The following is a 19,329-nucleotide window of genomic DNA, read 5'->3' on the forward strand; positions in this document are numbered from 1 at the left end:
AAAATAGTGCAGCAGGCATTGCTGCTTATTAAAGCTGAATTATGCAGGCTATTGTGCGGGATGGCAAAAAGGGCGTACGGAAACAGAGTTGCGTACGCCAAGCTCGCGGTTAGGATGGGGGTTATTCTGCTTTTGTGTTATGCAATGTCACCAACGTAAAGGGCTGCATTGCCGGTAACTGTTGCTGTAATTGGCGCTCTAATTGCTGTAACTGTTCAAGCTCAGCACACAAGGTTGCGGCTTGCTCTTCTAGCACTAGGGCTTTGCCTTGCATGTTTTGCTCGAGTTGCTCACCCATGGTTTCCATACGCTCGCCAAAAGCATTCATACGTTCTTCAAATGAGCCACTACCACTTAACATGCTCTTGCCAACATGCATCAACATATTGCCCATCAGTTGCTGCACCATATCTTCCATGGCCGCATCAAACTCTGGCCCAAAGGCTTGGTCTAGTTGCTCTAGCTTGCTGCCATTCAATAGCAAGGTATCGCCTTGTTGTCTTACCACTAAGTCTAAGCTTTGGCGAAGGTGTGCAAAAGCCGGTTGCAGTGCGCTTTGTTCCATGTCTGATTGGCCAGTTAACCCTGCAAACGTTTGCTCTAAGGCGGTGGTGGCTAACTGCAAAGCGTTGTTAACTAAATTCAGCGTACTGAAAGCTTGCTGGCGAACACTTTGCTGGTATTGCTGTAATAGCGCCGCAGTACTGGCATCGGTAGGGTGTAATTGCTCGGCAAGCCACAATTGGCCTGAGTTTGAAATACGCCACAGCGGCTGCTCTTCAGCTTGCAGGCTGACATCTTGCGCTGTAATGCGTAAATCATGCTTTAACGTTAAATGACAGTTTTCTGCTGCACTGAGTTGCCCAACAAAAAAGACACAGCAAATAAGTAATAAGGTTCTCATGATCAGTCCTTGGTTGTATTTCAATCACGCTGAGTAGTTTGCAAAGCCAATGCCAACTGCACATTATTGAATTTAATAGCTTTAATTTTTAAGGTGGCAGTTGTGACTGCTTAGTGTTGGCATGAAATACTATTTTTTGGCGAATTAGACCACATTGTTTCAAGGGGTTTTGGTCAGCATGAGTGGTTTTTAATTACTAATTGGCATAAAGAAGAGAGATCCATTCTTTTACCTGAATGAATTTAGCTGGCTAAAATAATCATCTAGATTTTTTGCAGGATATTTTATGCTTTTATCGTCTCTTGTTGCCCAAGCTAGCCCGTTGTCTGAGCAGCAAATTATTGAGTTGCAAGCTTTGCTGGTGAAATTGAATCCGATCCAACAAGCTTGGGTGAGTGGTTATTTAGCGGCCAGTGCCCAGTTAGCGGGGCAGACGTTAGCCGCACCCAGCGCCGCCCCCATTGCTGCCGCGCCAAGCTTAACGGTGTTGTTTGGCTCGCAAACGGGTAATGCCAAACATGTTGCGGAGGATATTGCAGCCGCAGCAACGGCCAAGGGGTTCGCGGTAAAAGTACAAGACTTGGCCGAGTATAAAAATACCAGCTTGAAAAATGAACGCTTGTTGGTGATGGTCACCTCAACTTATGGTGAGGGCGAACCGCCCGAAAATGCCATCAGTTTTTATAATTTTCTCTTTAGCAAGAAAGCGCCTGCGCTGCCTGAATTGCGTTATGCCGTATTAGGCTTAGGCGATACCAGCTATGAATTCTTTTGTAAAACGGCGCAAGATTTTGATGAGCGTTTCGCGGCATTAGGTGCAAAAGCGCTGATTGCCCGTGCCGATTTAGATGTCGATTACGCTGAGCAAGCCGCGCAATGGCAACAGCAGCTGATAAAAGCACTGGAGCCTGAATTGGCTCAGGTAAGCAGTGCGGTAGCGGTGGATTTGACGAGTGTAGCTGCGCCAGCGGCAGTCAGTAGCTATAACAAGCAGCAACCCTTTAGTGCGGAATTGTATACCAACCAAAAAATCACGGGTCGAGACTCGACTAAAGATGTGCGGCATATCGAAATTTCTTTAGCCGGTTCAGGTTTAACTTATCAACCGGGTGATGCCTTAGGGGTCTATTTCCGTAATGATCCGCTGTTAGTGCGCGAGTTGTTATTACTCACCGGCATTGCCAGTAATACGCCGGTGCAGTTAGCCGAGCTGCAGCTACCGATAGCCGAGGCCTTGATTGAGCATCTAGAGCTAACGCAATCGTATCCGGGGTTTGTTAGCCGTTATGCCACCGCCATTGGCCATGCCGAATTACAAACCTTGGCGGCTGACAAAGTGGCGTTGCGACAGTATTTAGCCGATCGGCAAATTATCGACATCGTGCGTGATTACCCAGGTTTATTAAATGCCCAGCAATTAGTGGATGCGTTACGTAAGCAGCAGCCACGTTTGTATTCGATTGCCTCGTCTCAAGCTGAAGTGGAATACGAAGTACATCTTACGGTGGGAGTGGTGCGTTATAACGCCTTTAACCTGCTGCATCTCGGTGGCGCATCAGGCTTTTTGGCTGAGCGCCTAGCGGAAGGTGAGCAGATTAAGGTATTTGTAGAGCAAAACAACAATTTCCGCTTACCCGAAAATGACGACACCCCGATCATCATGATTGGCCCCGGTACCGGTATAGCGCCGTTTCGCGCCTTTTTACAAGAGCGAGATGCCCGCGGTGCCAGCGGTAAAAACTGGTTGTTCTTTGGTAATCCGCATTTTACCCAAGATTTTCTCTATCAGGTTGAACTGCAAAACTATTTGAAACAAGGTTTGCTAAATAAATTAGACGTGGCCTTTAGCCGCGATACGGCTGAAAAAATTTATGTACAACATAAGTTAATGCAGCAAGCTGCGACAGTATGGCAGTGGTTAGAGCAGGGGGCGCATCTGTATATTTGTGGTGATGGCAATCGCATGGCGAAAGACGTACACCAAGCTTTGCTGAGCATCATTCAGCAACAGGGCGGCAAAGATGAAAAAGCGGCCCAACACTATTTAGACCAATTACGGGTTGCTAAGCGTTATCAGAAGGATGTGTATTAATGAGCCAATATCCAATCAAGCCAGAATTTGTCGCCCAGGGTAAGCTGTCTGACAACGAACGCTTAAAAGCCGAAAGTGAGCATTTACGCGGCACCATTACCACTGACTTAAAAGATGAAATCACCGGCGGTTTTACCGGCGATAACTTTATGCTGATCCGTTTTCATGGCATGTATCAGCAGGATGACCGCGATATACGCGCTGAACGCGCGGCACAAAAATTAGAACCGTTGCACAATGTGATGCTGCGTGCGCGCATGCCAGGTGGCATTATTACGCCAACGCAGTGGCTGGCCATCGATAAGTTTGCAGCGGATAAAACGCTGTACGGCAGTATTCGTTTAACCACTCGGCAAACCTTTCAATTTCATGGTGTATTAAAGCCACACGTGAAACCGATGCACCAATTTTTAAGCAGTATCGGTATTGATTCCATTGCCACGGCCGGCGATGTAAACCGTAACGTGCTGTGTACCTCTAATCCGGTAGAAAGTGAGCTACATCAACAGGCCTATCAATGGGCGGTGCAGATCAGTGAGCATTTACTCCCGAAAACTCGCGCGTATGCCGAAATTTGGTTAGATGAAGAAAAAGTCGAAACTACTGAAACCGAGCCGGTGTTAGGTGAACATTATTTACCGCGTAAATTTAAAACCACCGTTGTGATCCCACCGCATAACGACGTGGATTTACACGCCAATGATCTTAACTTTGTGGCCATTGCCGAGCAGGGCAAATTAATTGGTTTTAACGTGCTGGTTGGCGGTGGTTTAGCCATGACCTTTGGTGACACGGCAACCTATCCACGCCAAGCAGAAGAGCTGGGTTTTATTGGCCTTGATCACGTATTAAAAGTGGCCGAGCATGTGGTTACGGTGCAGCGTGATTATGGTGATCGGGTGAACCGCAAAACGGCCAAAACCAAGTACACCATTGACCGCATCGGCTTAGATAACTTCCGCGCTGAAGTAGAGCAGCGTGTAGGTGTCAGTTTTGCGCCGATAAGGCCTTATCAATTTACCACGCGCGGTGATCGTTTCGGTTGGGTAGAAGGCATAGATGGTCAACATCACTTAACCCTGTTTATTGAAAATGGCCGGATCTTAGATTTTCCAAACAAACCGTTAAAAACCGGTTTAGCCAAAATTGCCCAGATCCACCAAGGCGATTTTCGGATGACTGCCAATCAAAACTTAATTGTTGCAGGGGTGCCGGCCAGTCAAAAAGCGCAAATTGAGCAGTTAGCCCGTGAGCACGGTTTAATTGACGATAACCACAGTGAGCAGCGCAAAAACTCCATGGCGTGTGTGTCTTTTCCAACCTGCCCGTTAGCCATGGCAGAGGCCGAGCGCTACTTACCTGAATTAGTGACTAAGGTCGAGGGCTTATTAACTAAGCATCAAATCAGCGACGATCATATTGTCTTGCGGGTAACCGGCTGTCCGAATGGCTGTGGTCGGGCCATGCTGGCCGAAGTGGGGCTGGTAGGCCGCGCGCCAGGTAAATATAACCTGTATCTGGGAGGCAACCGCATTGGTACGCGTATTCCAAAACTGTTATTAGATAACGTCGCTGAAGCCGAGATCCTCGATACGCTGGATCAACTGATTGGCCGCTGGAGTCAAGAGCGGCAAAGCGGTGAGTGCTTTGGTGATTTTGTGATCCGCGTTGGTGTGGTCGCAGCAGTCAAAGTATCAAAAACGGATTTTCACGCGTAAAAGGTAACAATAATGAATGCTATCGCCCAAGACTATCACGCCATTTTGCGGCAATCAGCCGCGACTCAGCAAGCGTGGTTGCAACAGATCAATGCGCTGCTCGCTCCCATGAGTGCCGCACAGCGGGTGCAGTGGGCGTTAGCTAATCTACCGCTCAATCCGATGCTTAGTTCCAGTTTTGGGATCCAGGCGGCGGTGATGCTGCATTTAGTCAGCAGTCAGCAGCAGGATATTCCGGTAGTGTTAACCGACACCGGTTATTTATTTCCTGAAACCTATCAATTTATTGATCAGCTGACAGAGCACCTACAACTGAATTTAAAAGTGTATCGCGCCACATTAAGCCCCGCTTGGCAAGAAGCTCGCTTCGGTCAGTTATGGCAAACAGCGGAGGGGTTAAAACACTACAATCAGTTAAATAAGGTAGAACCGATGCAGCGTGCGCTGCAACAACTCGAAGTAGGCTGTTGGTTTACCGGCTTGCGCCGCAGTCAAAGCAGTACGCGTGCCGATAAAGCCATTGTTGAAATTAGCCGTGGCGTAGTGAAGGTACAACCCATTATCGACTGGTCAAATAAAGACGTGTTTTATTATTTAAAAGAACACCACTTGCCATATCACCCGTTGTGGGAAAAAGGTTATCTCTCTGTCGGTGATACGCATTCCACCGTTAAGTTTGAACCCGGTATGCGCGAAGAAGACACGCGCTTTAACGGCCTTGGCCGTGAGTGCGGTTTGCATATGGATGGTGATGGTATTTAGGTTTTTTAGCGTTGCACTTTCACTTCGCTGAAATTTCAGCCATAGTAACGGTATGCTTTTTACCAACATAATCGTATTGCTATGAAATGGTTTGTCATCTTTTGTATAAGCTGGCTGTCGCAGCAAAGTCTGGCGGAGCCGCTGGTGATGTATACCGAGCATTTCCCACCTTATAGCTTTGAACAAGATCAGCATGTGACAGGTCTTAACACAGAATTAGTGCGGCGCACTTGTGAAGTGGCGTTACTAAAGTGTGACTTTCAATTAATGCCATGGCTGCGGGCACTAGAAACAACACAGCGCACACCTTATAGCGGCTTATTTTCGACTGCTCGTAATGCTATGCGTGAAAAACAATTTCAGTGGGTTGGCCCTTTAGTGCATGCCTCCGCCAATATGTATTGGCTTGCCTCACGCCGGGATGAACCACCTCAGGATCTTGAAGAAGCCAAAAAATATGTTGTTGCGGTTGCCCGTGGCGACGTTTACGAAATATATTTGCTAAGCCAAGGTTTTGAAGTTGGCGTCAATTTAATTCAATTTAACAGTAAAGCTGATGCGGTATTGCCATTTTTACATGGCAAAGTCGACTTACTGATCGCTTCTGATTTGATTTTACCGGTCTGGTTAGAGCAACATCAACAAACCCTATCAGCGGTAACTGCGGTAATCGATTTATCTACGATTGGCAATAATTATCTCGCCTTGCACCCACAAATGCCCATCGCCACGGTTGAGCGTTTGCAAGTAGCGCTTGATCAGCTTAAGGCGAATGGTGAATTTGATGCCCTCTCAAAACAGTTTTTGGTGAAACCTTCACCAAGCTCTCGTTAATTAAGTACCAATGTCGTTAAACAGCGCAAACCATACTGCTGAGTGACGGTGCACTACGTATCGATAAAAATAGGCTATTGAAATTCCGTTCAGCCGCCCTAATTACCTCAGCACTATTGAGGTTGCGATTATTTTTGACCTGATAGCTGCTGTGCAACATATATAACGGATGAAGCACTACATCTTCATCAATTAAAGTGATTAGGATGATTTGTTTTATTCGTTTTAAAAGTCTGGTCGAGTTAGATAGACTAGTCGGCGTTGAAACAAGAAACTGTTTTTATTAACCCAAAGGAGCAAGACAATGTCTTCATTAATTAACACTAAAATCAAACCTTTCAAAGCGACTGCCTTTCATCAAGGTAAATTCGTACCGGTAACTGAGCAAGACTTACTGGGCAAATGGTCTGTTGTTTGCTTCTACCCAGCTGACTTTACTTTTGTTTGCCCAACTGAATTAGGCGACTTGGCTGATTTCTACGCTAAGTTCCAAGAAATGGGCGTTGAAGTTTACTCAGTATCAACTGACACGCACTTCACGCACAAAGCATGGCATGACGCGTCAGAAACCATCAAGAAAATTCAATACCCAATGATCGGTGACCCAACGGGCGCCATCACACGCAACTTCGGCGTGATGATTGAAGAAGATGGTTTAGCATTACGTGGTACTTTCGTGATCAACCCAGAGGGCGTGATCAAAGTATGTGAAATCCACGACTTAGGTATCGGCCGTAGCGCTGCTGAATTGTTCCGTAAAGTGCAAGCTGCACAATACGTTGCAGATCATGACGGTGAAGTGTGCCCAGCTAAGTGGACGCCAGGTGAAAAGACCTTAGCGCCTTCTTTAGACCTAGTTGGTAAGATCTAAATTTGATGCAAACTGCAGGCAACTGCAGTGTGACACGCTAGATACAGTACTCCCCGTGAGGCTGTAATCTAGCCTCACACTGCCAAACTCAAGTTTGGTGTCAGGCCAGCGGCTTCGCTGGCCTCGCTCTCCCTTGCCCTGCTGCGCCGCAATCTCCATATTTTTTAAGGATTTATGAGTTATGTTAGATACTAACCTGAAGCAACAATTACAAACTTATCTGCAGAACCTGAAAACTCAGGTAGAGCTGGTGGTATCTTTGGATGATAGCGCCAAGGCAGCTGAGGTAAATGAACTAGCAACGGAAATTGCTGAATTATCAGATTTAGTCAGTGTGTCGCGTGATGACAGCGCAGCTGACCGCAAGCCGTCAATGCTGGTTCGCTCTGCTGCGAAAAATACGCAAATCATTTTTGCTGGTGTGCCGCTAGGACATGAGTTTACCTCATTAGTACTGGCCTTATTACACTCGGGCGGCCACCCTATAAAAGTTGAAGCCGATTTGATTGAACAAATCAAAAATATTCCAGGCGAGTTTAAGTTTGAAACTTATATCTCCTTAAGCTGCCAAACCTGTCCAGAAGTGGTGCAGGCCTTAAATATTATGTCTGCCATTAACCCGAATATCACTAACGTGATGATTGATGGAGCCATGTTCCAAGACGAAGTATCGGCTAAAAATGTCATGGCTGTACCGTCGGTATTTTTAAATGGCGAATTATTCTCGCAAGGTGCGATTACCCTAGAGAAAATCTTACAGAAAATCGATGTAAATGCTGAAAAGCGTCAAGCTGAAGCGTTGAAGAATAAACCAGACTTTGACGTGCTCGTGGTCGGTGGTGGTCCAGCCGGTGCTGCAGCGTCTATTTATACTGCACGTAAGGGTTTAAATACCGGTATTGTCGCAGAGCGTTTTGGTGGTCAGGTGGCGGATACCGTGGGTATCGAAAACTTTATCTCGGTGAAATATACTGAGGGCCCAAAACTGGTGGCTGGCTTAGAAGCACACGTGCGTGAGTATGACGTTGATATTATGAATAACCAACGCGCGGTGAAGTTACGTAAAACCGATAAAGTTGAGCTAGAACTGGCGAACGGCGCGGTACTGAAAAGTAAGACGATTATCCTAAGCCCCGGTGCCCGCTGGAGAGAAATGAATGTGCCTGGCGAGCAAGAATATCGTGGTAAAGGCGTAGCGTACTGCCCACACTGCGACGGCCCGCTATTTAAGGGTAAAAAGGTTGCCGTGATTGGTGGTGGCAACTCGGGTATTGAAGCGGCCATCGACTTAGCCGGTATTGTTGAACATGTGGCTGTACTGGAATTTGCTGCGGAGCTTCGCGCTGATGCGGTATTGGTGAAAAAAGCCAACTCAATGGGCAATATCACCATTATCACCGAAGCGCAAACGACCGAAGTGACCGGTGATGGTAACCGAGTAAATGGTTTAAGTTACATCGATCGTCCAAGTGGTGAAGCGAAACATATTGAGTTAGCCGGTATTTTCGTGCAAATCGGATTAGTGCCGAACACGGAATGGTTACGTGGTGCAGTGGAATTATCACCACGCGGTGAAATTATTATCGATGAACGCGGTCAAACTTCTATCCCAGGTGTGTTTGCCGCCGGTGATGCCACCACAGCGCCGTTTAAGCAAATCATTATTGCTTTAGGGGCTGGCGCAACAGCTGCTTTAGGTGCGTTTGATTATTTAATTCGCCAGTAGGTTCTGGTTCCACTGAGTTTTGTTATTGCTATTCTCATCCCTGCTTGCGGCAACTTCGGTTGCCGCTTTTTTTTGCTGTCATGTTGTTAAAAACGACAACACCCACACGCGTTGCACCCTCGCCGTAAGCTGATCTTAGCTCAGCCGTTTGGTATGGCAATTTTAATAAGCCGCTATCGTTTTAATGCCTTTTGGTTATAACAGAGCGCGAATATCTATTTCCGTTCAGTTAGGCTGAGCGCTATGATTCATCATTAAGATGGCCTGTATCCGCTAACTGTAGGAGCCTTTGTGCAGTATCTGCCTTTGTTTGTAAAACTTACCGATAAACCGGTACTGATTGTCGGTGGCGGCTCGGTTGCCTTACGCAAAGCCGGCACGCTGCTTACGGCAGGTGCCAAGCTGACGGTGATCTCTCCTGAGTTTGCCGCAGAATTTATCGAGTGGCAGCAGCAAGGTAAGGCAGAGCTGATTACCGGCTATTTTTCTCCAGAGCTGCTGGACGGTAAATTATTAGTCATTGCCGCCACCGATAACGATAGCGTTAATGCTGCTGTATTTGCCGCCGCTACCGCTCGCAATATGTTGGCCAATACGGTAGATGATCAGCCTAAATGCAGTTTTATTTTCCCTTCGATTATAGACCGTAGCCCGATTATTATTGCGATCTCCAGTTTTGGTACTGCGCCAGTGTTAGCGCGCCGTTTACGTGAAAAGCTCGAAACCTTATTACCTCAGCATTTAGGGCCTTTAGCACAGTTAGTGGGGCGGTTTCGCGATAAAGTTAAAGCTAAATTTCAAGGTTTTGCTGCGCGTCGGCAGTTTTGGGAAAAAGTGTTTGATTCTGATGTGGTGCGCGATCTTGAGCAAAACTTACCCGCGCAAGCGGAGCAGCGTTTAGATGCGATGCTGCAAGATCAGGTGCCTGCGCGGCAAGGCGAAGTGTGGATTGTCGGCGCCGGCCCAGGCGATCCAGAGTTATTAACCTTAAAAGCGCTACAATTAATGCAACAAGCCGATGTTGTTGTGTATGACTATCTGGTTTCGCCAGAAATTTTAGAACTGGTAAGGCGTGACGCTGAACGGCTGTGTGTGGGTAAAAAAGCGGGGGCGCATTCGGTCGCGCAGCAAGAAACCAATGCCTTACTGATCGAACTAGCCTTAGCGGGTAAAAAAGTGTGTCGGTTAAAAGGCGGCGACCCCTTTATTTTTGGTCGTGGCGGCGAAGAAATTGAGGCGTTATTGCCGCACCTTATTCCGTTTCAAGTGGTACCGGGCGTGACGGCTGCCGCAGGCTGTGCCGCTTATGCGGGGATCCCATTAACCCATCGTGAGCATGCACAAAGCGTACAGTTTGTTACTGGCCACTGCCGTAAAGACGGTGATCAGCCCGACTGGCATAGTATGAGTCGCTCGCAGCAAACCTTAGTGATTTATATGGGTATTTTAAAAGCGGCAGATATTCAAGCCCAATTAATCGCGGCAGGACGCCATGGCAACACACCCTTAGCCATTGTTGAAAACGGTACTCGGCGCGAGCAGCGTGTGATCACCGGTACCCTGGCTGAACTGGGCAGCTTGGTGCAACAACATCAGGTGGTATCGCCGGCGTTATTGATTATAGGTGAAGTGGTTGCGTTACAATCGCAGTTACATTGGTTTGGGCAGCGGCCCAGTGCCGCAGTGTTTGCACAACCGCTAACCCAACTGCAGTAACCGCCAGCGCAGGGTATACTCTGCCTAAGCGTACTAACAGAGAGTGAATAATGGCGAATAATGCGCATATTAAATGGCAAGACTATCAAGTGGATGCCACAACCCGAGCTGAACTTAATGGTCATCAAAGTGCGGTAGTCTGGTTTACGGGGCTCAGTGGTTCAGGTAAATCGACGGTGGCCAATGCCTTAGAGCAAGCGCTGCTGGCGCGAGGTACCCATACTTATTTGCTCGATGGTGATAATGTACGGCATGGTTTGTGTGCTGACTTAGGCTTTAGCGCCGCCGATCGTACCGAGAATTTACGCCGCGTCGGTGCGGTGGCGGGCTTAATGGTCGATGCTGGTTTATTGGTATTAAGTGCTTTTATCTCGCCTTATCGCAGTCAACGTGAATTAGTGAAAAGCTTAGTGCCAGCAGGTAAATTTATTGAAGTGCATATCGCCACGCCTTTGGCTGTTTGTGAGCAGCGCGATGTCAAAGGCTTATACAAAAAAGCCCGTGCCGGAGAAATTAGTCACTTTACGGGTATCTCTGATCCGTATGAGCCGCCTATCGCCGCTGATTTAGTGCTTAATACTGCCGATCTTACTATTGAGCAAAGTGTTGAGCAATTGCTGGCGCTTTTACAACGCCGGCACATTATTATTTAACATGAGTTAGCGTGGCCTCATCGGCTAAATGAGCTTATTCATGGCATGACAGCCTTATTTAATCTGGAATTCACCATGCAACTTTTACAGAACATTATTCAGATCGCCGAACAAGCCGGTGCGGCAATTTTAACGGTATATCAAAAAGACAGCAGTGATTTTAATATCACCGATAAAGCCGATACTTCACCTCTAACCGCTGCCGATTTGGCAGCGCATCAGTTGATTGTACAAGCGTTAACCGCACTCACCCCTGATATTCCCATTTTGTCTGAAGAAGCCGCCGATATTAGCTGGGAGATTCGCCAGCAGTGGCAGCGTTATTGGCTGGTTGATCCCTTGGATGGCACTAAAGAGTTCATCAAACGTAATGGTGAATTTACCGTAAATATTGCGCTGATTGAACAGGGTGAGCCGGTGCTTGGCGTGATCCATGCGCCTGTGCTGGAAAGAACGTACTCTGCGGCAAAAGGCATCGGCAGTTTTGTAAAAAACGCCAGTGGTAGCCTGCCTATTCAGGTGAGTAAACCGGGTGAAGTTATTCGTGTGGTCGGCAGTCGCAGTCATCCAAGCCCCGATTTAGCCGGTTATCTCGCACAGTTTCCGCAGCATGAAATGGTCGCGGTGGGCAGCTCACTCAAGTTCTGCTTAGTGGCTGAGGGCAGTGCTGATGTCTATCCCCGTTTTGGCCCAACCATGCAATGGGATACCGGCGCTGGCCATATTATTGCACTAGAGGCCGGGGCAAAAGTGAGTTTTAGCGGCATTGATGCACAGGTCTATCATCGTGAAAACCTACTGAATCCGCACTTTATGGTGTCAGCACTTAACGACTAACCGCAAAAATTTGGTTACACTAAGCGCAGCTAATAAAGGTGACTTATGCGTTTAGATAAATTTATATGTGATTGTACTGGTTTGACGCGTTCGCAAGCCGGTAAAAATATTCGCCAAGGCCTGGTGACGGTTAATGGCGAAGTGGTAAAACAAGCCGCGCGCCAAGTGTTAGCGGCTGACAGCGTAACCTTGGATGATCAACCACTGCAATTGATTGGGTTACGCTACTTTATGTTGCATAAGCCTGCCGGTTACATCTGCGCTAATGACGATCCGGAACATCCTACCGTGTTTAGCTTACTCGACGAGCCACTTGTTGAGCGCCTGCACAGTGTAGGGCGGCTGGATCTGGATACTACCGGCCTCTTACTATTAACCGACGACGGGCAGTGGTCACATCGATTAACGGCGCCAAAGCATCATGTGCCGAAAACCTACCGTGTCTGGACTGCCGATCCAATCCCTACAGAGGCCATCGCGCAATTTGCCGAAGGCATCATGCTGCGCAACGAAAAAGACGCCACTAAACCCGCAGAGTTGGTGATTGTTGATGAATGCGAAGCCCTGCTGACCATTCATGAGGGGCGTTATCATCAAGTAAAACGCATGTTCGCCGCGCTTGGCAATAAAGTTGAGCAGTTACATCGCGAGCAAATTGGTGGTTTGAAATTACCAATAGATTTAGTTGTAGGTGAATACAAAGAGCTTGATGAAAAAGAGTTGAGCCTGTTAAACAGCTGATGTCATTACCAGTATAGACCGAGAGAGAATCCTATCTCGGTTGATTCGCTGTCCTGTGATAAATTCAAGCGTACTTCTGTATTGGTACTTAATGCGTATCTGGTGGCAAACTTTATATGATGAGTGTCGGCGCCAGATTTGAAGTGCCTTACTTCAGCATCTAAATTTGTAGCTAAACTGTCGCTAATATACCAAGTTGTTAGTAGGCGAGTGGCGATAAAAGAATTATCGACATTCGCATCACGGCCCGAGTAGCCAGCGCCAATAAAGCCACTGATGTTAAAATGTGGCGAGCTTTGAAATGCATAGCCAATACCAGAGCTTACTTTCACAGCGTTGCAAGTGGTGCAACCAAGTTGTGTTTGTGTTGAGCCAATGTCGATATACCAAGAATGATTTTGATCTCCTGGTAGCCCCGTTAAGTTTGCTCTAACGCTTTCAATTTTTAACAGCGACAGATCTTTGATAAAAACTCTTTGAGATGTAAAACCTAGACTGAATTCACCCATACTCAATGCAGAATATTTGACATGACCTTCTTGCGCATCTAGAGCATCATAATATGCGGGTCGAATTTGTAACTTAGCAAAGTTTTCTGCATTACTGGCATGCACAAGTTGAATGGCAGCAAGGCTAGGTTTACGACCTAAATGCGGACGTCTGTTTGAGATAAAGGCTGTCTTTAATCTACCAGGTGGTAATTGATAGCGTAATAATAGAGAATTTTTATAATAGATCTTGTTTAGATCGGCATCTCCTTTATCCGCTTTGAGCATAAACTGAAAATAGTCTATCAAGGTATCGACAATTTGTTGTTGTTGCTCGATGTTAAAATCGGCCAATTGCGCAATACTAATCTTCTCAGGTGTATGCACCATATTGCTAAGTTGTAACTTCTGTTCATTACTCAACATAGCAAAACGTTGGTAAAGTCTGCTTTGCCTGGAAGGGTGGTATTTAATGTGCTTAATGATAGGTTTTTGGTTGGTGTTATCCTTGGCCAAGTTTTGCATTATAGCTTGGGGAGTTGCCCATAACCGTGAGGCATCGGTAATGTTATTTTGTAATACCAATTCCAATAACTGTCCCATATGAAATGCACAGTTACGATTAAAGAAAAAGTATTGATAGTCTATTTCTAGCAGTTCCCAAATATGCCCGAGAAGTAGTCTTAGTGCCGTTTTATCAAGGTCTAGCTCGTATTCCCATAGATCACGCAGTTCAGACTCGCCATAATTTCCAGCATGCAGAAAATATTGTTGCTGGGTGAAAGCTGAGTCATAACCGCCAATAATGCCTTTGATAATATATGCTGCCATATTTTCATTAACTGGTACATCAGCGCCGAAGTTAATAGCGGTGTTTTGTAAATCCGAAAGTTCGCTATTAGCACTATTAAGTTTAATCAATAAATGCCCATAGTAAGATGCTGGGTTACCCAGAAAGCCAGTAGCAAACACTATGCTTACGGATTCAATTTCCTGTTCTTGGCTAAAGGCCTGAAAAGCAGGGCAGGACATCTCAGTAATGCCAAGCGTGGTAAAATCAAGTTGTGTTTTCAGCCAAGCATAACGACCAGCAAATCGACATTGCGGATGATTATCTGGGTTCATTTCCTGTTGTGGTTCAGCAAAAGCTTTTAGTGTTGATATAAGCTCTGCTTTAGGATTAATCTGACCCTGACCATCTAAGAAAAACCGGCTAGAGGTGACAAAACTGCGACCATTGTCATAAACAAGGAGTTTGAGCCATGTAGGTGAATTTGCTAACCTTGAGATAGACTCTTGGTTTTCGAATGAGTAGGCACTAGCCAATTTGCCAAATAGGCAAAGACAGATTGCGAGAAAGAAACGTGTCATTGAAATGTTCAGAATAGGATAGAAAGAAAAAACTTTCTATCCTTGTTTTCCTTATTAAGCTTCGTTTACAGCGTTAACAACAGCTGAGAAGAACATTTGAGATTTTTCGATTTTACTTGCGGTATTATATTCGTCAGCAATAACGTGTTGTGCAACTTGCGCGCGTAGTGCGTTAACAACATCTTGCTTCGCGGTTTGCTCAACTTCGAGGATATTCATTAACGCTACTAAGTGTTCACCTTCACCACGAGCTGTATCTTCGATCAGGTTGTCATAAGTATTAAGAATAAACGTTGCCGCAGTGACGTTTTTGCCTGAACAAGTTTCTGGACTTGCAGTAGCAGAAGTAACAGCGGTGGTACCGATGTCCCAAATTACGTTTGAGGTTACGGCAAGGGTTTTGTTTTCTGAAAATAATGCTGCACCAATACCACAATCAGAAAAAGGGTTCGGACCTGAGCCAACTTCTTTTGACTTATCTTGTGCATTAGCTGAGCCTACAACTGTGAATGCCATCAATACTGTTGCAAAAACACTGTACTTCATATCAAATCCTTTAGTTTATTGTTATTAAATACACTATAAATAGTGCGGCAATATTTATATCTTTTCTAAGTTTTAAAATCTAGTGGCATTGTTATTAAAATAATTGTTTTGTTGATATTTTGAAATTTTGAGGTTGTGACTAAATAACTTAGCTAAAAATAGTAAGTGACTCAGGGAAGAGAACCCAATGCTGTTTGCGCTTTCAGATCGGTCGCCAAACTAACCCGCTAATAAGCATAGAAACATCATTAAGTATGAACTGGATAGCATTTTTATATAGCGCGGAAACCCGCCGATTGAAGATGATTATTTATAAAACACGTAGAGATCCATTCAGTCCTGCTGGTGTTAACGCAAGGACGCTTGGATATTAGCGTTCACCTTGGCGTGCAGAGTTGTTTGCGCTGTAACTGAGCAAGTTATGCTATATTCAGATCCTCAGCTCTACTATCAGGTGCTGGTTGCACAAACACAGGAAGTGTCTGGCGTAGAGGTGAGCCAACCCTCTAAAATTCAAAACTTGGATAAAGAGGAGAAGCTGGAGGCTACCTGGGAAGTGCAGGCAGTTCACAGTATTGACCACTCGATGTTTTTCAAAGATGAATTGGATATCCATTTTAATCCTAAAATCGGTACAGATTTTGAGCATCGTGGCAAGCAGTGTAAGGTAGCGACGTCTGGCCAGAACAAAAAACATTATCTGGCGTGAGCATTGCAAGGCCAGACTGAGCAAATCGTTTATGTGGGTGGTGGGCGCAAGGCCAGTGACTTATTTATTAAATTGCTAGAAAGGCTTAAAGGACAATATCGTCGGGCGAAAAGAATTGGATTAATCCTCGAACAGATCATTCGGAATCATCATTGAAAAAATATGGATGATTTGTTGAAGCACTTTTATTATTTAATGAATACCGCTAAACAGTTTCTGGGTAGCAAGCATGGACTAAAGTAGGTTTATCACAATTAGGACCACTTATTTTAGTCTTAGTATTAAATTAACACTAGAGCAAAGGGAATGTTATGAACTTTATCGCTTTTTTAATTTTAGGCGCCTTGGCGGGTTGGATAGCGGGCAATATTATGAAAGGCCGCGGTTTTGGTTTGCTAGGTAATATTGTGGTGGGAATTGTCGGTTCTATGCTGGGTGGTTTTTTATTTAGTGCGCTGGGCTTAAAAGCCTTTGGTTTTGTGGGTTCGTTAATCACGGCAACGGTAGGGGCGGTGGTGTTATTGTATTTAATCAGTTTAGTCAAACGTAGCTAGGGCTTTTTAGCCCTAGTGATATTTACCTTAAAATAAATCTAACGAGCCAGCGGCTATAACCTCTGGCTCGGCACTTAGCGCTTTCACTTTTAGCCGGGCACGCCGCTGCGCTAACAGCCGTAAAATTCGCGATCGTTCATTGGCGGGTTTTTGTGGCCAATTAAAACGTTCGTCTCGCGAGCGCAAACACCCTAAGCAATAACCTCTATTATTACTTTGGCAAACCCCAATACAGGGGTTCGGTATGTCAAACAGCTCAAGTTGATCCATACGTTTGTTTGCCTGTTAGCTTTGAACTAAGTCGCTAGCGCGTGATTAAGCTAGATAGCGTTAGTCTTTTTTGTGCTGCGTCGCGTTTAGCTCTAATTGCTTCATGGTTTTTAAATGCTGCAAATAAAAAATAAACATACAAAAACCTACACCAAAAATCACACAAACACTTAAGAAAAACCAGAGATTGGCATTCATTATTAACTCCAAGTCAGTAAAGCCGCACTGTTTAAAACATCAGCGAAACGATGGGTGGTATTACCTCTACTTTAATAGCAGACTGGCCAAGGTACAAATTTTAATTTATTTGTACAAAAAGTGTCTTTTTTAGAGAAATCGGTTGACTCCAGACAGATAGACGTCTATTAATAGACATATTGTGATTAGGTGAACTGATCCTCAACAATTAACCGATTAGAGTTAGTGAGTAAATAATATGCGTTTAGCTTCCATTCTAAACATTCTTGTCCTCGTAAGCGTGGTGATTATTAATCTCCGCGGGGGCGGTGTTTTCGGAAGATAAGATGCAAATCGATTTCCAGCAAAACCCCCGCTCTGCAAAGACCGGGGGTTTTGTCGTTTCAGGGCCGGGTAAAATTTCACCGACCAGATCAGTAAAAGGTTGAGGTTACAGATGAATGGCGCAGAGTTGGTATTAAAGGTGTTACAGCAGCAAGGGGTTGATACCATTTTTGGTTACCCGGGCGGCGCTATTATGCCCATTTATGATGCGATCTATCACAGCACGGTAAAGCATTATCTGTGTCGGCATGAGCAAGGCGGCGCTTTTTCAGCGATTGGTTATGCGCGCGCCTCTGGTAAAGTCGGGGTATGTTTAGCCACCTCAGGCCCAGGGGCCACTAACCTGGTCACGTCGTTGGCCGATGCGTTATTAGATTCTGTACCCTTGGTAGCGATCACCGGTCAGGTATCACAAGCGGTGATGGGCTCGGATGCCTTTCAAGAAATTGATGTGTTAGGTTTAAGCTTAAGTGTCACCAAACACAGCTTTATGGTGCGTAATGTCAACGAACTGGCTTCGATCTTACAACAAGCCTTTACCTTAGCTCGCAGTGGTCGGCCAGGCCCTGTGCTAGTCGATATCCCAAAAGATGTGCAATTAGCACCGGTTGCTGAACCAGAGTGGATTACCCCGCCAAGTCAACGTGTTAACACCTCTTTAGCGAATACTGCAGCCGCCCGTCAATTGATCAGTGCCGCATGCAAGCCGATGGCTTATATCGGCGGGGGTGTGCATATGGCTGATGCCTTAACGCATTTACAGGCCTTTTTAGCAGAAAGCGTGATGCCATCCGTGACCACGCTAAAAGGCATGGGCTCGGTGGCGCGCGATAATGTGCATTATTTAGGCATGCTGGGCATGCATGGTACGCAAGCGGCCAATTTAGCGGTGCAGCAATGCGATTTATTAGTGTGTTTAGGCGCACGTTTTGATGACCGTGTAACCGGCAACTTACAAAAATTTGCGCCCGATGCCAAAGTGATCCATTTAGATATCGATCCGGCAGAAATTAACAAAGTACGTTTTGCCGATTGCGCCTTGCTGGGTGATATGAAGCAAATTTTACCGGCAATCACTACGCCGACACAGTGCGATGCGTGGTTGGCACATTGCCAGCAGTTAAAGCAACAGCATGGTTGGCGTTATGATCATCCCGGCGAAAAAATCTATGCGCCCTTGCTGTTAAAACAGTTAAGCGAGCGCATGCCCGATAACAGCGTGGTGTGTTGTGATGTTGGCCAGCACCAAATGTGGGTGGCGCAACATATGCGCTTTAATAGCCCGCGCAATCATCTTTCTAGTGGTGGTTTAGGGACTATGGGGTTTGGTTTGCCGGCCGCCATTGGTGCCAAGTTAGCCCGCCCCCAAGATACGGTGTTAGCGGTCAGTGGCGACGGCTCTTTTATGATGAATGTGCAAGAGCTGGGCACCATTAAGCGTTTTCGTTTACCGGTGAAAATTGTCTTAATCGATAATCAACGCTTGGGCATGGTTAAGCAATGGCAGCAATTGTTTTTTAATGAGCGTTATAGCGAAACCGACTTATCCGATAACCCTGACTTTGTGGCTTTAGCCGCTGCATTTGCTATCCCTGGCCATACGATCACCCGTAAAGACGAAGTCGCCGATGCGCTAGAGGCGATGTTCACCTGGCCAGGCCCTTATTTACTGCACGTACGCATTGATGAAACAGAGAATGTCTGGCCATTAGTTCCGCCAGGTGCCGCTAACCAAGATATGATGACGGAGACTAACTAATGCAACATACCCTAACTATCACCACCAGCAATGAGGCAACGGTTGTTGAGCGCTTATTGCAGGTTACCCGTTATCGTGGTTACAAATTGGCAGGTTTAGAATTAAAACCGCTGACCGATCGCGCAGGTATGCGCATTACCTTACAAGTACAAAGTGATAAGCCTATCGCTTTACTCACCAGTCAATTAGTTAAACTTTATGATGTGCAGCAGTTGGAATTAGCGTCTGCTGCTGTCGCCGCGCTTCGCGCCTAACG

General features: G+C 46.0%; 19 protein-coding genes. 14 read left to right on the forward strand and 5 right to left on the reverse strand.

Annotation, left to right across the window (positions count from 1 at the left end):
• Positions 1 to 121: 121 nt before the first annotated feature.
• Positions 122 to 904 (reverse strand): DUF2884 family protein, encoded by a 783-nt coding sequence (locus ACUJFL_RS01770; RefSeq protein ID WP_226750542.1) that lies wholly within the window; start codon positions 902 to 904, stop codon positions 122 to 124.
• 286 nt (positions 905 to 1,190) lie between these two features.
• Between ACUJFL_RS01770 and ACUJFL_RS01775 the strand changes: the two genes are divergently transcribed.
• The 10 genes from ACUJFL_RS01775 (at position 1,191) to rsuA (ending at position 12,854) form a co-directional block, all read left to right on the forward strand.
• Complete coding sequence (locus tag ACUJFL_RS01775; protein WP_445428310.1) at positions 1,191 to 2,996, forward strand: assimilatory sulfite reductase (NADPH) flavoprotein subunit; 1,806 nt, start codon at positions 1,191 to 1,193, stop codon at positions 2,994 to 2,996.
• Complete coding sequence (gene cysI / locus ACUJFL_RS01780) at positions 2,996 to 4,714, forward strand: assimilatory sulfite reductase (NADPH) hemoprotein subunit (RefSeq protein WP_445428311.1); 1,719 nt, start codon at positions 2,996 to 2,998, stop codon at positions 4,712 to 4,714. Before ACUJFL_RS01775 ends, cysI begins: the two co-directional genes overlap by 1 nt.
• A gap of 12 nt (positions 4,715 to 4,726) precedes the next feature.
• The gene (locus ACUJFL_RS01785; RefSeq protein WP_226750539.1) at positions 4,727 to 5,476 is read left to right on the forward strand and encodes a phosphoadenylyl-sulfate reductase; all 750 of its coding nucleotides are present in this window, start codon (positions 4,727 to 4,729) and stop codon (positions 5,474 to 5,476) included.
• A gap of 147 nt (positions 5,477 to 5,623) precedes the next feature.
• Positions 5,624 to 6,310: a substrate-binding periplasmic protein gene (locus ACUJFL_RS01790; RefSeq protein WP_445429051.1), complete on the forward strand. Its 687-nt coding sequence runs from the start codon at positions 5,624 to 5,626 to the stop codon at positions 6,308 to 6,310.
• A gap of 304 nt (positions 6,311 to 6,614) precedes the next feature.
• Positions 6,615 to 7,181, forward strand: a complete 567-nt coding sequence (ahpC, locus tag ACUJFL_RS01795) for an alkyl hydroperoxide reductase subunit C (protein ID WP_226750538.1) — start codon at positions 6,615 to 6,617, stop codon at positions 7,179 to 7,181.
• A gap of 181 nt (positions 7,182 to 7,362) precedes the next feature.
• Entirely contained in the window at positions 7,363 to 8,907 is a 1,545-nt protein-coding gene (gene ahpF, locus ACUJFL_RS01800) for an alkyl hydroperoxide reductase subunit F (protein WP_445428312.1), read from the forward strand.
• A gap of 291 nt (positions 8,908 to 9,198) precedes the next feature.
• Complete coding sequence (gene cysG / locus ACUJFL_RS01805; protein WP_445428313.1) at positions 9,199 to 10,623, forward strand: siroheme synthase CysG; 1,425 nt, start codon at positions 9,199 to 9,201, stop codon at positions 10,621 to 10,623.
• Positions 10,624 to 10,673: 50 nt separating this feature from the next.
• Positions 10,674 to 11,276, forward strand: coding sequence for an adenylyl-sulfate kinase (gene cysC, locus ACUJFL_RS01810; RefSeq protein WP_445428314.1), 603 nt, complete (start codon positions 10,674 to 10,676; stop codon positions 11,274 to 11,276).
• 75 nt (positions 11,277 to 11,351) lie between these two features.
• Entirely contained in the window at positions 11,352 to 12,113 is a 762-nt protein-coding gene (cysQ, locus tag ACUJFL_RS01815) for a 3'(2'),5'-bisphosphate nucleotidase CysQ (protein ID WP_445428315.1), read from the forward strand.
• 45 nt (positions 12,114 to 12,158) lie between these two features.
• Positions 12,159 to 12,854 carry a 16S rRNA pseudouridine(516) synthase RsuA gene (gene rsuA, locus ACUJFL_RS01820; RefSeq protein WP_445428316.1) on the forward strand — a complete coding sequence of 232 codons (696 nt, stop codon included), beginning with the start codon at positions 12,159 to 12,161 and terminating at the stop codon, positions 12,852 to 12,854.
• A gap of 5 nt (positions 12,855 to 12,859) precedes the next feature.
• Here the strand turns inward: rsuA and ACUJFL_RS01825 are convergent, their stop codons facing one another.
• Positions 12,860 to 14,713: an Lnb N-terminal periplasmic domain-containing protein gene (locus tag ACUJFL_RS01825; protein WP_306021895.1), complete on the reverse strand. Its 1,854-nt coding sequence runs from the start codon at positions 14,711 to 14,713 to the stop codon at positions 12,860 to 12,862.
• 54 nt (positions 14,714 to 14,767) lie between these two features.
• Complete coding sequence (locus tag ACUJFL_RS01830; protein WP_306021894.1) at positions 14,768 to 15,259, reverse strand: DUF3015 family protein; 492 nt, start codon at positions 15,257 to 15,259, stop codon at positions 14,768 to 14,770.
• A 421-nt stretch (positions 15,260 to 15,680) separates the two neighbouring features.
• Between ACUJFL_RS01830 and ACUJFL_RS01835 the strand changes: the two genes are divergently transcribed.
• A complete protein-coding gene (locus tag ACUJFL_RS01835) occupies positions 15,681 to 15,968 on the forward strand; it encodes a hypothetical protein (protein WP_445428317.1) in 288 nt (95 codons plus the stop codon).
• A 311-nt stretch (positions 15,969 to 16,279) separates the two neighbouring features.
• Positions 16,280 to 16,522 (forward strand): GlsB/YeaQ/YmgE family stress response membrane protein, encoded by a 243-nt coding sequence (locus ACUJFL_RS01840; RefSeq protein ID WP_226750527.1) that lies wholly within the window; start codon positions 16,280 to 16,282, stop codon positions 16,520 to 16,522.
• A gap of 27 nt (positions 16,523 to 16,549) precedes the next feature.
• On the opposite strand, the gene ACUJFL_RS01845 is transcribed toward ACUJFL_RS01840, so the two are convergent.
• A complete protein-coding gene (locus ACUJFL_RS01845) occupies positions 16,550 to 16,792 on the reverse strand; it encodes a DUF1289 domain-containing protein (protein ID WP_226750526.1) in 243 nt (80 codons plus the stop codon).
• Positions 16,793 to 16,852: 60 nt separating this feature from the next.
• Positions 16,853 to 16,990 carry a hypothetical protein gene (locus ACUJFL_RS01850; RefSeq protein ID WP_445428318.1) on the reverse strand — a complete coding sequence of 46 codons (138 nt, stop codon included), beginning with the start codon at positions 16,988 to 16,990 and terminating at the stop codon, positions 16,853 to 16,855.
• Positions 16,991 to 17,426: 436 nt separating this feature from the next.
• Between ACUJFL_RS01850 and ilvG the strand changes: the two genes are divergently transcribed.
• The gene (gene ilvG / locus ACUJFL_RS01855; protein ID WP_445428319.1) at positions 17,427 to 19,073 is read left to right on the forward strand and encodes an acetolactate synthase 2 catalytic subunit; all 1,647 of its coding nucleotides are present in this window, start codon (positions 17,427 to 17,429) and stop codon (positions 19,071 to 19,073) included.
• Entirely contained in the window at positions 19,073 to 19,327 is a 255-nt protein-coding gene (gene ilvM / locus ACUJFL_RS01860; RefSeq protein WP_226750523.1) for an acetolactate synthase 2 small subunit, read from the forward strand. The genes ilvG and ilvM overlap by 1 nt, the downstream gene beginning before the upstream one ends.
• Positions 19,328 to 19,329 lie beyond the last annotated feature (2 nt).

The sequence above is a fragment of the Alishewanella sp. HL-SH05 genome, from assembly GCF_052655985.1.

Coding starts and splice junctions, on each gene's coding strand:
- ACUJFL_RS01835 (WP_445428317.1), top strand. CDS start 15,681: ATGCTATATTCAGATCCTCAGCTCTACTATCAGGTGCTGGTTGCACAA.
- rsuA (WP_445428316.1), top strand. CDS start 12,159: ATGCGTTTAGATAAATTTATATGTGATTGTACTGGTTTGACGCGTTCG.
- cysQ (WP_445428315.1), top strand. CDS start 11,352: ATGCAACTTTTACAGAACATTATTCAGATCGCCGAACAAGCCGGTGCG.
- ACUJFL_RS01775 (WP_445428310.1), top strand. CDS start 1,191: ATGCTTTTATCGTCTCTTGTTGCCCAAGCTAGCCCGTTGTCTGAGCAG.
- ACUJFL_RS01790 (WP_445429051.1), top strand. CDS start 5,624: ATGTATACCGAGCATTTCCCACCTTATAGCTTTGAACAAGATCAGCAT.
- cysI (WP_445428311.1), top strand. CDS start 2,996: ATGAGCCAATATCCAATCAAGCCAGAATTTGTCGCCCAGGGTAAGCTG.
- ACUJFL_RS01850 (WP_445428318.1), bottom strand. CDS start 16,990: ATGAATGCCAATCTCTGGTTTTTCTTAAGTGTTTGTGTGATTTTTGGT.
- cysC (WP_445428314.1), top strand. CDS start 10,674: ATGGCGAATAATGCGCATATTAAATGGCAAGACTATCAAGTGGATGCC.
- ACUJFL_RS01840 (WP_226750527.1), top strand. CDS start 16,280: ATGAACTTTATCGCTTTTTTAATTTTAGGCGCCTTGGCGGGTTGGATA.
- ilvM (WP_226750523.1), top strand. CDS start 19,073: ATGCAACATACCCTAACTATCACCACCAGCAATGAGGCAACGGTTGTT.
- ACUJFL_RS01785 (WP_226750539.1), top strand. CDS start 4,727: ATGAATGCTATCGCCCAAGACTATCACGCCATTTTGCGGCAATCAGCC.
- ACUJFL_RS01825 (WP_306021895.1), bottom strand. CDS start 14,713: ATGACACGTTTCTTTCTCGCAATCTGTCTTTGCCTATTTGGCAAATTG.
- ACUJFL_RS01770 (WP_226750542.1), bottom strand. CDS start 904: ATGAGAACCTTATTACTTATTTGCTGTGTCTTTTTTGTTGGGCAACTC.
- ACUJFL_RS01845 (WP_226750526.1), bottom strand. CDS start 16,792: ATGGATCAACTTGAGCTGTTTGACATACCGAACCCCTGTATTGGGGTT.
- ahpF (WP_445428312.1), top strand. CDS start 7,363: ATGTTAGATACTAACCTGAAGCAACAATTACAAACTTATCTGCAGAAC.
- ACUJFL_RS01830 (WP_306021894.1), bottom strand. CDS start 15,259: ATGAAGTACAGTGTTTTTGCAACAGTATTGATGGCATTCACAGTTGTA.
- ilvG (WP_445428319.1), top strand. CDS start 17,427: ATGAATGGCGCAGAGTTGGTATTAAAGGTGTTACAGCAGCAAGGGGTT.
- ahpC (WP_226750538.1), top strand. CDS start 6,615: ATGTCTTCATTAATTAACACTAAAATCAAACCTTTCAAAGCGACTGCC.